Annotated in this window: 12 protein-coding genes; 6 read left to right on the top strand and 6 right to left on the bottom strand. The window is 68.0% G+C overall.

The annotated features are described in order from the left end of the window. Positions 1–124: 124 nt before the first annotated feature. Entirely contained in the window at positions 125–277 is a 153-nt protein-coding gene (locus tag ABZ444_RS15130; RefSeq protein ID WP_357996134.1) for a helix-turn-helix domain-containing protein, read from the bottom strand. Positions 278–441: 164 nt separating this feature from the next. Here ABZ444_RS15130 and ABZ444_RS15135 point away from each other — a divergent pair, with 164 nt between their 5' ends. Together ABZ444_RS15135 and ABZ444_RS15140 are read left to right on the top strand one after the other, a co-directional pair. Then, on the top strand, positions 442–1,347 hold the full coding sequence (locus ABZ444_RS15135; protein ID WP_357996137.1) for an LLM class flavin-dependent oxidoreductase: 906 nt from the start codon (positions 442–444) through the stop codon (positions 1,345–1,347). 50 nt (positions 1,348–1,397) lie between these two features. Further along, entirely contained in the window at positions 1,398–2,822 is a 1,425-nt protein-coding gene (locus tag ABZ444_RS15140) for an FAD-binding oxidoreductase (RefSeq protein ID WP_357996140.1), read from the top strand. A 202-nt stretch (positions 2,823–3,024) separates the two neighbouring features. On the opposite strand, the gene ABZ444_RS15145 is transcribed toward ABZ444_RS15140, so the two are convergent. The 3 genes from ABZ444_RS15145 to ABZ444_RS15155 form a co-directional block, all read right to left on the bottom strand. Then, positions 3,025–3,192 (bottom strand): hypothetical protein, encoded by a 168-nt coding sequence (locus ABZ444_RS15145; protein ID WP_357996143.1) that lies wholly within the window; start codon positions 3,190–3,192, stop codon positions 3,025–3,027. A gap of 132 nt (positions 3,193–3,324) precedes the next feature. Next, positions 3,325–4,206, bottom strand: coding sequence for an NADP-dependent oxidoreductase (locus tag ABZ444_RS15150; protein ID WP_357996149.1), 882 nt, complete (start codon positions 4,204–4,206; stop codon positions 3,325–3,327). Between the two features lie 116 nt (positions 4,207–4,322). After that, positions 4,323–5,060 carry an SDR family oxidoreductase gene (locus tag ABZ444_RS15155; RefSeq protein ID WP_357996152.1) on the bottom strand — a complete coding sequence of 246 codons (738 nt, stop codon included), beginning with the start codon at positions 5,058–5,060 and terminating at the stop codon, positions 4,323–4,325. 36 nt (positions 5,061–5,096) lie between these two features. Here ABZ444_RS15155 and ABZ444_RS15160 point away from each other — a divergent pair, with 36 nt between their 5' ends. Further along, entirely contained in the window at positions 5,097–5,993 is an 897-nt protein-coding gene (locus ABZ444_RS15160; RefSeq protein ID WP_357996155.1) for a LysR family transcriptional regulator, read from the top strand. Positions 5,994–6,469: 476 nt separating this feature from the next. Beyond that, positions 6,470–9,517, top strand: a complete 3,048-nt coding sequence (locus ABZ444_RS15165; RefSeq protein WP_357996158.1) for a Tn3 family transposase — start codon at positions 6,470–6,472, stop codon at positions 9,515–9,517. 92 nt (positions 9,518–9,609) lie between these two features. Here ABZ444_RS15165 and ABZ444_RS15170 read toward each other — a convergent pair whose 3' ends face one another. Beyond that, positions 9,610–11,316: a DUF2079 domain-containing protein gene (locus ABZ444_RS15170; protein WP_357996161.1), complete on the bottom strand. Its 1,707-nt coding sequence runs from the start codon at positions 11,314–11,316 to the stop codon at positions 9,610–9,612. A gap of 54 nt (positions 11,317–11,370) precedes the next feature. Between ABZ444_RS15170 and ABZ444_RS15175 the strand changes: the two genes are divergently transcribed. Together ABZ444_RS15175 and ABZ444_RS15180 are read left to right on the top strand one after the other, a co-directional pair. After that, entirely contained in the window at positions 11,371–12,048 is a 678-nt protein-coding gene (locus tag ABZ444_RS15175; protein WP_357996164.1) for a recombinase family protein, read from the top strand. After that, complete coding sequence (locus ABZ444_RS15180; RefSeq protein ID WP_357996167.1) at positions 12,045–12,803, top strand: endonuclease domain-containing protein; 759 nt, start codon at positions 12,045–12,047, stop codon at positions 12,801–12,803. Before ABZ444_RS15175 ends, ABZ444_RS15180 begins: the two co-directional genes overlap by 4 nt. A 136-nt stretch (positions 12,804–12,939) precedes the next feature. Here the strand turns inward: ABZ444_RS15180 and ABZ444_RS15185 are convergent, their stop codons facing one another. Further along, on the bottom strand, positions 12,940–13,083 hold the full coding sequence (locus tag ABZ444_RS15185) for a hypothetical protein (RefSeq protein ID WP_357987751.1): 144 nt from the start codon (positions 13,081–13,083) through the stop codon (positions 12,940–12,942). Between the last annotated feature and the right edge of the window lie 99 nt (positions 13,084–13,182).

Genomic DNA, 13,182 nt, shown 5'->3' on the forward strand with positions numbered 1-13,182 from the left:
GCCGAGGTCGCCGGCTCGTCCGGCCGACCGCGTGATCTCCACCTGTCCGGGGCCGCGCGCGATCTTGTCGGCCGGCTCGGCCTTGCCGCCGTAGCAGGTGACCGTGGGCAGCGCCGTGGCCCTCCTACGCCATGACCGGCTTGTCGGGATCGAGGTGGCGGTAGATCGTGGCGCGGCTGACGTCGAGCCGGTCGGCGACCTGCTGGACGGTGCAGCTGCGCCGCTGTCGAGGACACCTACCGCGTCCGCGCCACAGGACAACCCGTCGACACCTCACTCATGGCCGCGATTTCGGCGGCGGTCAGGTGGGAGATCCCCGGGGCGTGTCCGATCCGTACAAGACCGACGCCGATCTTGCTGAATATCGTCACGGCTGTGCGCCTCGGTGGGCGCATGAGGACGTCGTGCCCGTAGTGAGATCCTGGTTGAGACGGAGTGCTCGTGAATATTGGAATTGGTCTGCCGATCGCCGTTCCCGGACGTCCTGCGCGGGAGGTCAAGCAGTGGGCGGAGGACAGCGAGCGCCTCGGCTTCCACTCCCTGGGATCCATCGACCGCCTGGTCTACGACATCCTGGACCCGCTGGTCTCCCTCGGCATCGCCGCGGCGGTGACCGAGCGCGTCCAGCTGTTCACCAGCGTGCTGAACGTCGGATGGCGGGGCAACCCGATCCTGTTCGCCAAGCAGCTCGCCACCATCGACCTGATCTCGGAGGGCCGGCTCACGGCGGGGCTGGGCATCGGGGGCTGGCCGGACGACTTCGCCCTCAGCGGTGCCCCCGAAAAGGGCCACGGCAAGATCTTCGACGACACCCTGACCGAAATGCGCCGGGTCTGGGACGGGGAGGTCACCAGCGTCTCCGGCCCCACCCCGCTGCCCGGCAAGGGCCGTCCGAAGCTGCTCATCGGTGGCCTGATCCCCGCGGGCTATGCCCGCGCCGCCCGCTTCGGCGACGGCTGGGTGGCGCCGACGCTGAGCCTGGACCTGCTGGTGAACGGCGTGCAGGGCGCCACCGAGGCATGGGCCACGGCTGAGCGGCCCGGCAAGCCGCACATCCTCACCGGCCGCTACTTCTGCTGCGGTTCCGGGGCCGTCCAGCTCACCGACGAGTACGTGGCTCACTACTACGGCTCCAAGGAGTCGCCGTACTACGAGCCGGTCCGCGCCGACTCGCTCGACTCCGACGAGCGCCTGCTCAAGGAGCTGATCGCTTTGTCGGACGCGGGCGTCGACGACCTGGTGCTCTACCCGGTCAGCAGTTCCCTGGACCAGGTCCACCTGCTGGCCGAGGCGCTGGAGCGGGTGGGGGCCCGGCGGAACCCGACCTTCGAGTTCACCACCGGCTGACCTGGACCGGCCGACGCGCCACCTGAACGACGACACGTGAGGACATGCCAGTGATCGAGCAGACCCAGCCGGCGGGTGGCCCCACCCGGACCGCCGGGACGGTGATGGGACTCGCCGACAGCGTCAGGGGCCCGGTCTTCCTCCCCGGCGACCCGGGGTACGCCGAGGAGGCGGAGGGCTTCGACCGCTCCGTCGTACATCATCCGGCCGTCATCGTCGGCGCGGCGGGCGCCGACGACGTGGTGGCCGCGGTGCGCTTCGCCCGCGACCACGGCCTGGGCGTCGCCGTGCAGGCCACCGGCCACGGTGTGGGGCTACCCGCCGACGGGGCCGTGCTCATCTCCACGCGGCGCATGGACGGCCACCGGGTCGACCCCGAGCGCCGCACCGTGCGGCTGGAGGCGGGCGTGCTGTGGCGGGAGGTCATCCAGTCCGCCGCCCGACACGGCCTGGCCCCGCTGAACGGCTCGGCGCCGTTCGTCGGCGCCGTCTCCTACACGTTGGGCGGCGGCATCGGCGTCCTGTCCCGCCGCTACGGTTACGCCGCCGACCACGTCCGCTCCATCGAGGTCGTCACCGCCGACGGCGAACTGCGCACCGCCTCGGAGGAGGAGAACACCGACCTGTTCTGGGCGCTGCGCGGCGGCAAGGGCAACTTCGGCGTGGTCACCTCACTTGAGGTGGAACTGGTGGAGGTGTCGCGGATCTACGGCGGCGGTCTGTACTTCCCGGCCGAGTCGATCCGTGACGTGCTGCACTTCTACCGCACATGGGTCACCGAGGTGCCCGACGAGCTCAGCTCCTCCTTCTTCATGATGCCCTGGCCCGATGTGCCCGAGGTCCCCGAGGAGTTGCGCGGGCGTTTCGCCATGCACCTGCGCCTGAGCTACCTCGGCTCGCCGCAGGACGGTGCCCGGCTCGTCAAGCCGCTGCGCGAGATCGCCACGCCGCTGCTCGACACGGTCACCGACATCCCGTACACCGAGGTCGGCACCATCCACAACGATCCGCCGACGCCCGGTTCGTACCACATCAACAACTTTCAGCTCACCCACCTCGACCATGACGCCGTCGAGGCGATCCTGGCGCTGGTGGGCCCCGGGTCGAACAGCGCGGTCGGCATCGAGATCCGTCATCTCGGCGGCGCCCTCGCCCGGCCGCCGCGCCTACCGAACGCGGTCGCGCGCACCACCGCCCAGTTCCAGCTGTACTCCGCCGGTGTCCTCGGCATCGGCGAGGACGAGGCCGTATACGCCGGGCACGACCGGGTCATCCAGACCCTCGCCCCATGGAACAGCGGGATGCGCACGCTCAACTTCATGGCGGGCGTCTCCCACACCGACCCGGAGGACGTGCGCCAGGCGTTCACACCGGAGGCGTACGAGCGACTGGTCGCCGTCAAGACGACCCACGACCCCGGCAACATGTTCCGCTTCAACCACAACATCCCGCCGGCGGCCGGAGGAAGTCGATGACGAAGGACGTCGACACGCCCACCGAGGAGCTGATCCTGCTCGGACACCAAGCAGTACGGGAACTGACGCAACGCCCCCAGGACCCTTTCTTGATTCAGCTCACCCCTCAGGGAGTCGGGGCCTGGTCGGTAAGGTTCGCCCTCGGCAGCGGCTACGAGGACCTTGACGCCGACGCCTTGCTGGAACAGGTCGTCGAGGACGATCAGTCCTTCCAGGAGGGCCGGCCGAGCCGGTCGACGTCCTGGAAGGTGAGCAGGGCGGGTCGGTCCTCGATGGCGAGCTTGCCGCCGGCCTTATCCTCGATGGCCTTCAGGCAGATCGGATCCAGGGCGTCGTGCTGCCACCTGGCCGGAGTCGTCCTCGGCGGCATTCAGGTCGCGGATGGCGTCCGGCGCGAGGTCGGGCATGGCGAAGGTGCAGGTGCCGAGGTGGGAGTGGACGACTGTCCTTTCTCTCGTACTTGGTCTGCCCCCCTTGAGCGCGCTGCGTTGCATGGTGACGGTCAGGGGCTGAGCACGATCTTGCCGTGGGTGTGTCGGCGTTCGAGTTCGGTGTAGGCCTGGCGGACCTGCGTCAGCGGGTAGACGCCGGCGATCGGGACTTCGAGGTGTCCGTCGGCGATCAGGGCGGCCAGTTCGGCCAGTACCTCGGCGCCCGGCCTGGCGTTGGTTCCGGGTTCGGTCTTGACCCCGTACCTCGCGGCTGCCGCGAAATCGGCGATGGTGTCGATCCGCTCGACCGCGACGCCGAGGCCAAGGGCCATTTCGACGTACCCGCCGCCGTAGGCGTCGATGAAGGCATCGATGCCGCCCGGTGCGGCGGCCCTGATCCGGTCGATGACGCCGTCACCGTATGCGACCGGGATCACGCCGTGGCTTCGCAGCCACTCATGGTTGTGCTCGCTCGCCAGGCCGATGACCGTGGCTCCGGCACGGCGCGCGAGCTGAACGGCGAGCGAGCCGACTCCTCCGGCTGCCGCGGAGATGACGACGGTCTCCCCGACGTCGAGTTGTATGGAATGCACTGCCCTCCACGCGGTCACGCCGGCGACGTACAGGCCGCCCGCTACCTCCCATGAGATGCCGTCCGGCTTGGGGGTGAGGTTGTCGACGTCGACCAGGACCGGCTCGGCCTGTGCTGCCCGCCGCTCGGAGAACCCGATCACCTCGTCACCGACCACGAATCGGTCGACTCCGGCGCCGACCTCGGCGACGACTCCGGCGAGGTCGCTGCCCTGCCCGGACGGAAAGGTCGAGGGAAAGATGTCGGCCATCGCGCCGGTGCGTATGGCCGCCTCGCCGGGGTTGATGCCTGCGGCCTTGACCCGTACGAGGACCTGCCCGCTCTCGGGCACTGGCCGGTCGACCTCGTCGACCCGCAACACCTCGATTCCCCCGAACTCGTCGTATCTGACAGCCTTTGTCATTGCCTTGCTTCTCCTGTGACGCGCGATGCGCGGCTGACGTCCAGAACGGGAATGGTTCGTGCTGGTGTGGGCTGTCACCAGGGCACCGTTCCGGCGTCGTCGAAGAATTCGCCGGTCGGTCCGTCGTCGGGCAGGGTTGCGAGGTGAATCGCGATGGCCGCGCCCTGTTGTGGTGTGCGGACGCCTTGGAAGCCGTTGAGGTCGGTGGCGGTGAAGCCGGGGCAGCCGGAGTTGATCAGGATGTTGGTGTCGCGCAGTTCCTTGGCGTATTGGACGGTGAGGGCGTTGAGGAAGGTCTTCGAGGCCAAGTAGGCGGCGGGAACCGGGCCCATGTCGATGCCCGGCGTGGTCTGCAGGGCAAGCGAACCGACGCTGCTGGACATGTTGACGATCCGCGGTGATGCCGAGTCGCGCAGCATCGGCAGCATCGCGTTGGTGACGCGGATGACGCCGATCACGTTGGTCTCCACGACAGCTCGCACGGTCGCGGGCTCGACCGTGGTCGGTGTCTGTGGCATACCGCCGGTGATCGCGGCATTGTTGACCAGGACGTCAAGCCCTCCGGCATGGCCGGCGATCAGTTCGGCCGCGGCGGCGACGCTTTCGTCGTCGGTGACGTCGAGCGGCACGCCGAACGCATCGGTCCCGGCCGCGCGCAGCTTCTCCACCGCGGTGTCGCGGCGTTGTTGATCCCTCGCGCCCACACCGACTCGCCAGCCAAGGGCGCCCAGGCCGGCGGCGATCTCGTATCCGATTCCCTTGTTCGCGCCGGTCACCAGCGCGATCGTCCGTTCACTCATGCCGTCGATCATGTTGCCGACCCGGGTGGGGCGTCCAAGACCGGTCAGGTGAGCGGCGATACCGCACGGGTATTGGTCGTGGTCAGCGCCGGATACGATGAGCTGGTGGAGACGCGGGAGTTGCGATACTTCGTCGCCGTGGCCGAGGAGTTGCACTTCGGGCGGGCGGCACAACGGCTCGCGATGGCGCAACCACCACTGTCGCGGGCGATCCAGCAACTGGAACGCCGCCTCGGAGTCGTTCTGCTGCACCGCACCGCTCGCGCCGTCGCCTTGACCGAGGCCGGGTCGGTGCTGCTCCGGGAGGCCCGGCTCGCGCTCGACGCGGTCGAAGCCGCCGAGCGCCGTACCCGCCGCGCCGCGGCTGACCAGCCCGGAGTGGTCCTGGCCACCAAGGCCGGCGCGTCCAGGGAACTGTTGTCGAAGCTTCTGCACGCCTACGCCGCCGAACCGGGCGCCGTGGCCGTCGAGGTGATGCTGTGCGGGCCGGGCGAGCCGGAAAGCCTGCTGCGCACCGGGCGTGCCGACGTTGCCCTGCTCCACCGGCCTTACGACACGACAGCCGGACTCGACACCGAGGATCTGCACACCGAACAGCAGGTCGTGGTCCTGCCCAAGGGGCATCCCCTCGCCAACCGGGCGCATGTGCCGTTGGCCGAGGTCAACACCCTGACGAACCTGCCCCTGCCACGCTGGCCCGGACGGGATGGCAGCTTTCCGGACGGCCCCGGCCCGCAGGTGCGCGACCATACCCAACTGTTCCAACTGATCGCGCTCGGACTGGCCTGCGCCGTCGTACCCGAGTCGCTCCGAGACCAGCTACGCGACGACCACGCCATCGTGCCGGTGCCGGACGCACCGGCCGTCACGACCGTCATCGCCTGGCCGCCGCACAGCAGATCCAAGGCCGTCGCCGACCTCGTCCGCACCGCGACACGCCTCTAGCCGATACCCGCTGCAGCACAGCCGCGCTCGGCGCGCCTTGTTCAAACGTCGCAAACCAAGCGGTGGGGCGAACAGGCCAAGAGGCCCACGACCAGGCCGGAGCAACAACCGGACAGGCCCGCGCCGAGTACTCCGAAGCGCCCGACCGTCTCCGGCCAATCCGGGCTTCTCCCGCTGGTCACAGCGATATCGTCTTCCGGTCGGCGACTGGCGACAAGATCCGACCGCTCACGCCGGAGCGGCGTTCAGGGCCCCCCGCTCGGGTCCGTGTCACCAGCCGCAAAGTAACGCTGTGTGACTGCTGCTGTGCGGTTTGACCACGGACTCCTTCGTGAACCGGGCCGCAATATGGCAAAGAGTTATGTCTCTGGCACGTTGCGTCGCCATCACGGGTGTGGCATACCGGTTGGTAGCCGAGCGGTTACAAAACATGTTTCTCCTGACCCTTGTTGGAGGTCCGGGAGAAAGGTGCGTGCATGCGACGCGAATGGGAGTTAGAGGACCTGATCGAGTGCTGGACGCTGGATGAGGAGGAGTTCGCGCTGCTGGCGAACAAATCCGGGGCGACGCGGCTCGGCTTCGGTCTGATGCTGAAGTTCTTCGAGCTGGAAGCCAGGCTCCCTCGCCGGGAGGACATACCTCGCGCCGCGGTGGAGTTCATGGCGGGACAGGTCAAAGTGGACGCGGAGTTGTTCGCCGCCTACGACTGGTCCGGGCGCACGATCGAGTACCACCGCGCGCAGATCAGGAAGTTCCACGACTTCCGCGAGCCGACGGTCGGCGATGAGGACAAGCTCGCCGACTGGCTAGCCACCAAGATCTGTCCGGTGGAGATGTCGCGGGACCGGCTGCGCGGCGCGCTGCTGGCGCGCTGCCGCGAAGACCGGATCGAGCCGCCGAAGACGACCCGGATCGAACGCGTGCTGGGCGCGGCAGAGGCGATGTTCGAGCGGAACTTCACTGCCACGACCGTGCAGCGCTTGTCCTTCGAGTCGGTCGGCAAGCTGGAAGAGTTGATCGTGGCCGAGCCTGCTCCGGCCGGTGCCCCGGTCGCCGGACAGGACGCTCCAGAGGGAGACGCCACGCAAGGAGACGGGCAGGCTCAGGTCGCTGGTGGCGGGCGGCGCGCGTTCTTGCAGGAGCTGAAGGAGGACCCGGGGCCGCTGCAGTTGGAGACGCTGCTGGCCGAGATCGTGAAGCTGGAGCGGGTCAAGGCGATCGGGCTGCCTGCCGCGTTGTTCGAGGGGGTCTCGGAGAAGGTCGTGGCGGGCTGGCGGGCCCGGGCGATGAAGATGTACCCGTCCGATTTCGAGGCGGCGGCGCCGCCGGTGCGGCTCACCCTGCTGGCCGCGTTGTGCCAGGTGCGGCAGGCGGAGCTGATCGACGGGCTGGTGGAGCTGCTGATCCAGCTCGTGCACAAGATCAGCGTTCGGGCGGAGAAGAAGGTCGAGGGCGAGCTCAACGCCGAGTTCCGGCGGGTGCAAGGCAAGAACGGGATCTTGGTGAAGCTCGCCACGGCGGCGCTGGAGCTGCCGGAGGAGATCGTCCGCAAGGCCCTGTATCCGGTGGTCGGCGAGCGGACGCTGGAAGACATCATCGCCGAGGCCAAGGCGAACGAGAAGGAGCTGCGCACCCGGGTGCGGACCAAGCTGCGCGGCTCCTACTCCCACCACTACCGGCGCGGCCTGCCCAAGCTGCTCAAGGCGGTGAGGTTCCGCTCCAGCAACGACACCTTCAAGCCGGTCATGGACGCCCTGGACCTGCTCAAGCGCTACGACGGCTCCGACGCCGACTTCTACGCCGCAGCCGAGGCGGTGCCGCTGGAGCACGTCGTGCCCGAGGACTGGCGCGATGCGGTCCTGGACCCCGACAGCGGCCTGGTGGAGCGGATCCCGTACGAGCTGTGCGTGCTGGTCGCGCTGCGCAAGGCCGTCCGGCGCCGCGAGATCTGGGTGGAGGGCGCCAACACCTGGCGCAACCCCGATGAGGATCTGCCCGCCGACTTCGAGGACAACCGGGACGTGCACTACGAGGCGCTGGCCAAGCCCCGCGACCCGGCCGACTTCATCGCCGACCTGCAAAAGCGGCACGTGGCGGCGCTGGACCGGCTGAACAAGGGCCTGAAGAAGGCCACGACGGGCGGGGTGAGCATCACCAGAAGGAAGGGCGAGCCGTGGATTAGCGTGCCGCCCCTGGGCAAGCAGATCGAGCCGGAGAACCTGGAGGCGCTGAAGGAGGAGATCGCCCGCCGCTGGGGCGTGATCGACCTGCTGGACCTGATCAAGAACGTCGACCACGCCACCGACTTCACCGGCGAGTTCACCTCGGTGGCCTCGCGCACGGTGACTGATGCGAAGGTGCTGCGCCGCCGGCTGCTGCTGTGCACCTTCGGGCTCGGCACGAACATGGGGATCAAACGGGTCGCCGACGGCACCGCGGCGATCGAGGGGATGGAGGCCGACACCGAGGCCGCGCTGCGCCGGACCCGCCGGCTGTTCGTCAACCGCGACAACCTGCGCGCCGCGATCCGCACGGTGGTCAACAAGACGCTGGAGGTGCGCGATGTCTCGCTGTGGGGGCCGGGCACGGCGTGCGCGTCGGACTCGCGCAAGTTCGGCTCGTGGTCGGCGAACTTCATGACCGAGTGGCACCAGCGCTACGGCGGCGCCGGGATCATGGTCTATTGGCACGTCGAGCGCAAGAACGTGTGCATCTACAGCCAGGTGCGATCTACCACCGACTCCGAGGTGGCCTCGATGATCGAGGGCTTGCTCCGGCACCTGACCAGCGCGGAGATCGATCGCCAGTACACCGATACGCACGGAGCTTCGATCGTTGGCTTTGCGTTCTCGCACTTGCTGGACTTCAAGCTGCTGCCCCGGCTGAAGAACATCGGCTCGGCCCGCCTGTACCGGCCGGGCCTGACCGAAGGCGAGGCCTGGCCGCAGCTGGACGGCGTCCTGTCGGGCAAGACCATCGACTGGGAGCTGATCGCCAACCAGTACGACCAGATGATCAAATACGCGACGGCCCTGCGGCTGGGCACCGCCGAGGCCCACCAGATGCTGCGCCGCTTCACCCGCGGCGGCCCCAAGCACCCCACCTACCGGGCCATCGAAGAACTCGGCCGAGTGATCCGCACCGTCTTCATCTGCGACTACCTGGCCGCAGAGGAACTGCGCCGCGAAATCCACGAAGGCCTGAACGTGGTCGAGAACTGGAACTCGGCCAACAAGGACATCTTCTACGGCAAGGCCGGTGATCTGACCGGCGACGACCGCGAACACGTCGAGGTCTCCGCGCTGGCCCTTCACCTGGTCCAGGCCGCGATCGTCTACCTGAACACCAGGATGGTGCAGATCGTCCTGGCCGAGCCGAAGTGGCGCAAGAAGCTCACCGACGCCGACCGGCGCGCTCTGTCGGCTCTCTTCTGGTCCCATCTGAACCTGTATGGCAAGTTCGAGCTCGACATGAGCAAACAACTCGACCTTGGGTCGGGCATGGAGGTGCAACGTCCCACCTGATCCGCCCTGAGTGGCGAATGACCTATTTCGGCCCTTTCCGCGACCAGATCAACAACCGGATCAGCGGCTGGCCCAGCCCTTGCCCCCTTGCCTCAGGGCAGGTGAAGGACGATGTAACCTTCGCGTTCCATCACCAGCCTGTAACCGCGAGCCTGCAATTCGGCGACGTCGGCCCGTTGCTCCTCAACTGACTTGAAGATCGGTTGGGGCGAGGCCACGTCGGCCACGACCCATGGAGCACGGCGTGGCATCGGCCGCCACATGACCACCTTGGTCCTGGCCGAGAGGTTCGGCCCAACCTGGTTGGCGGCCTCGACCAAGGCCCCATCAGGGACAACCGCGACCGCCGCGGCAGCCGCGTCCTCGCGTGCACCGCTTCGATACCAGGCCGGATCGAAGACATCGCGCAGAGGGAAGAGCGCCACCAGCCCGAGGCCGAGCACCGCACAAGCGGTGGCCCAGGTGAAACCCAGGCGTCGGCGAGACACATCTGCCGTGCCGCGACGCCGCTGGAAACGGTCGATCACATCGATGGACGCGCAGAACAGCGCCATGACGACGGCGGCGTTGTAGTGGTAACTGGTACTCCACCAGCCTGGTTGATCGGTGGCCAGCATCCGTTCCAGGATGAGCATCGCGGGCGGCAGCGCGTACGGCGACAGCAGCGGCACGAACAGCACAAGCGCCAGCAGCAGCAACATCGTCTGCACCTTGACGCCCGGCGAGGTGAGCACGGACAGGACATCCAGCGGACGTATGAGGAGCCGGGTGATGACCTCCCCCGGACCTGCTCCGAGGCCGCTGTAATACCAGTAACGGCCCGACGAGCCGCCGAACGCTGGGATGACGATCTGACTCGTCACCCACACCGCCAAGGGGCCGACCACGACCATGGCCGCCCCTATGCGGCGCCATGACGGGCGGAACAGCAGGGCCAGGCCGAGTCCCGCGACGAAGAAGCCCAGGTCCTCCTTGACCAGGAGGAGCGCCGCCGCCGAGACGATGACAGCACCGCGCCGACCGGCGTCGAGTCGTTCGAAAAGCACAGCCGTCAGCAAGGGCACGAAGGCGTACTCGTGAAAATGGAAGGCCGCAGCCTCGGCGATCGGCCACGACAACAGGTAGGCGGTGGCGACCAGATAGGCCGCAGGTGTTCCTAATCGGCGTCGGCTCAGTCTCCACAGCGGGATGGCCGCGACAGCAAAGAGCACCGCCTGGGCGACGATGAGGGTCTGCGGGCCGTCGTAGATCCAATACAGGGGCGCCAGAACGACCAAGATCGGTGAGAAGTGGTCACCCAGGATCGATACCGCCGTGCCGAGCTGGTTCCACTGGTCTTTGACGAACGAGCCGGGAACCTCAAAGCGGGAGTAGCCACGGACCGCCTGATCGAAGATCACTAAGTCATAGATGCCGGTACGGAAGCGCGCATACTCGACCAACCCTATGATCGCGTAGGCCACCGCCGCGGGAACCAGGCATGCCAAAGGCCACATACGCCGCATTTCGATCATGGTAGAAGATCCGCAAGCGGCTTGTACCAAATCACTGCAGATCGCGACGCTCGTCGCTCCTCCAGCTTCCGGAATGACGGAATTCCGGAAGCAGGCTCGGGGAGTGAAATCGGACGCGAGACCCACGATGGTCACCGCATCGCCGCTGCGCCGTGTGGTGCGGTTCTCACCGGCACCCCAATCCGCGCGCGAAAGCCCTCTCGCAGCTTCAGAAAACATTCGTTTTTTGAAGATCTTGAAAACGGGGTCGCCGGAGACCTCCCCAGCCTTCAAAAACTCCTTCAACAACCCGAGTGGTTCAACAACCTCTCAGCACCGTTTGTTGAGAGAATGACGGGCGTGACCGACGCCCTGCAGCTTCCTGCCGACCCGCTGGCCGCCTTCCCCGCCCACCGCAGCGAGATCCGCATCGGCTACGCCCGCGTCTCCACCGCCGGCCAGAATCTCGAACGCCAACTCGACGCCCTCAAAGCGGCGGGCTGCCGGCGCGTGTTCGCCGACAAGAAGTCCGGCAAGACCGCCGAAAGGCCTGAACTCGCCGCCTGCCACGCCTTCCTGACCGAGGGCGACACGCTGGTCGTCCCGAGCCTGGACCGCTACGGCCGCTCGCTGGCCGACCTCATCACCATGGTCGCCGAACTCCGCCGCCGCGAGATCGGCTTCACCTCACTGCACGAGAACCTCGACACCACCACCCCCGGCGGCCGGCTCATCTTCCACGTCTTCGCCGCCCTGGCGGAGTTCATCCGCGAACTCATCGTCGCCGGCACCCGCGACGGCCTGGCCGCCGCCAGGGCGCGCGGCCGTACCGGCGGCCGCCCCACGGTCATCACCCCCGAACTTCTGCGGGCCGCCCGCGACATGCTGCCCAACCCCGACAACTCGATCACCTCGATCGCCAAGCTGCTCGGCGTCTCTCCAGGCACGCTGTACAACCACATCCCCGACCTGCAGCAGCTCCGCGCCGGCCGGACCACGAGCGCTCTCGAAGCCACCGCCCCGCAGACAGCGCCGTGATCGCCTGGCTGGGGCCCGCCGACTTCCCCGAGCACCGTCGCGACGCGCTGCTGCGCCGGCTGGCCTGGGAGTCCGGTACCGACGAGCCCGCGGCCCTGGCAGCGCTGGCCGCCGCCAGGGCCGCTCAGCCCTGCCGAATCCTCACCGGATCCACCGCGCTCACCCCTGCGATCGCGGTACTCGGCGACGACGGCCGCTACCACCTGCGCCTTGGCACGCGATACCTCTGCGCCCGGGCGTGGCGAGGACTGAAGAAGCCGCCGCCCCCGGCCCTGCCGCACGAGCAATGGTGCACGTGGTGGAGCGCGGATGGACAGCACTATCGGGTCAACCCGCCCCCCGGCACCCGGCCGGAGGAGGGCCTCTGCGGCAGCAGGACCGTGCGCTGGGCGGTGCTTGCCCTCGACTCCGAGGCCAACCCTGCGCTCGTCAGGCGACGCGAGCGATGCCCTGTCGAACAAGACAGCGCGCGGTGGCCACCGTTCCAGGGGCCGGTTCTGGGCCCGATCATCAAGGCGCTGATCGCGGCCTTGGGCCCTGCCTGCCACGCGTGCCACAGCACGATCGGCGTGTTCGTCGACCACGCCCCTGTCAGCCTCCAGGTCCGTGGCCTGCTGTGCCGGCACTGCAACACGTGGCTGGAGACCTGCCCCCACTCCACGGGCTGCATCTGGGGTGACTACCTCAACAACCCGCCGGCCGCGCACCTCTGCCTTACCTATCCGCGAGCCGCGATCAGCCGTAAACGCCGGTGATCCGGCGTGTTCAGCTGCCCTGCGATGACCGAGCTCGCGACCACGCATAGCGATGACGGTTACTCAGCGTTACTTTGCGGCTGGTGACGCGGACCCGAGCGGGGGGCCTTCAGGTCCGCTCCTTGGCCCCCGCCTCTCACGCAAGCGTTCGAGCGCGGGACTGCATGGAGCGAATGACGGCGACGTCGATGCCGATCTGCTCGGCGAATGCCCCGGTGTCCCAATATGAGCGCACCCGCGTGATCAGGCCTTCACGGTTGAAGGAGAAGAACGCGGCCATGTCCAACCTGTACGGTCGACCACGCGTCGGGCCGGTGACAGGCCCACCGGCCAACGCCGGCGGGACAGTGAGGGTGCCGGTCTCGACGACTCGCATGCG

Origin of the sequence: Nonomuraea sp. NPDC005730, from assembly GCF_040630865.1 — a bacterium.
GTDB lineage: Bacteria > Actinomycetota > Actinomycetes > Streptosporangiales > Streptosporangiaceae > Nonomuraea.

Excerpts from the sequence above, each read along its gene's own strand:
- ABZ444_RS15145 (WP_357996143.1), bottom strand. The coding sequence starts at position 3,192 with ATGCCGCCGAGGACGACTCCGGCCAGGTGGCAGCACGACGCCCTGGAT.
- ABZ444_RS15155 (WP_357996152.1), bottom strand. The coding sequence starts at position 5,060 with ATGATCGACGGCATGAGTGAACGGACGATCGCGCTGGTGACCGGCGCG.
- ABZ444_RS15165 (WP_357996158.1), top strand. The coding sequence starts at position 6,470 with ATGCGACGCGAATGGGAGTTAGAGGACCTGATCGAGTGCTGGACGCTG.
- ABZ444_RS15185 (WP_357987751.1), bottom strand. The coding sequence starts at position 13,083 with ATGGCCGCGTTCTTCTCCTTCAACCGTGAAGGCCTGATCACGCGGGTG.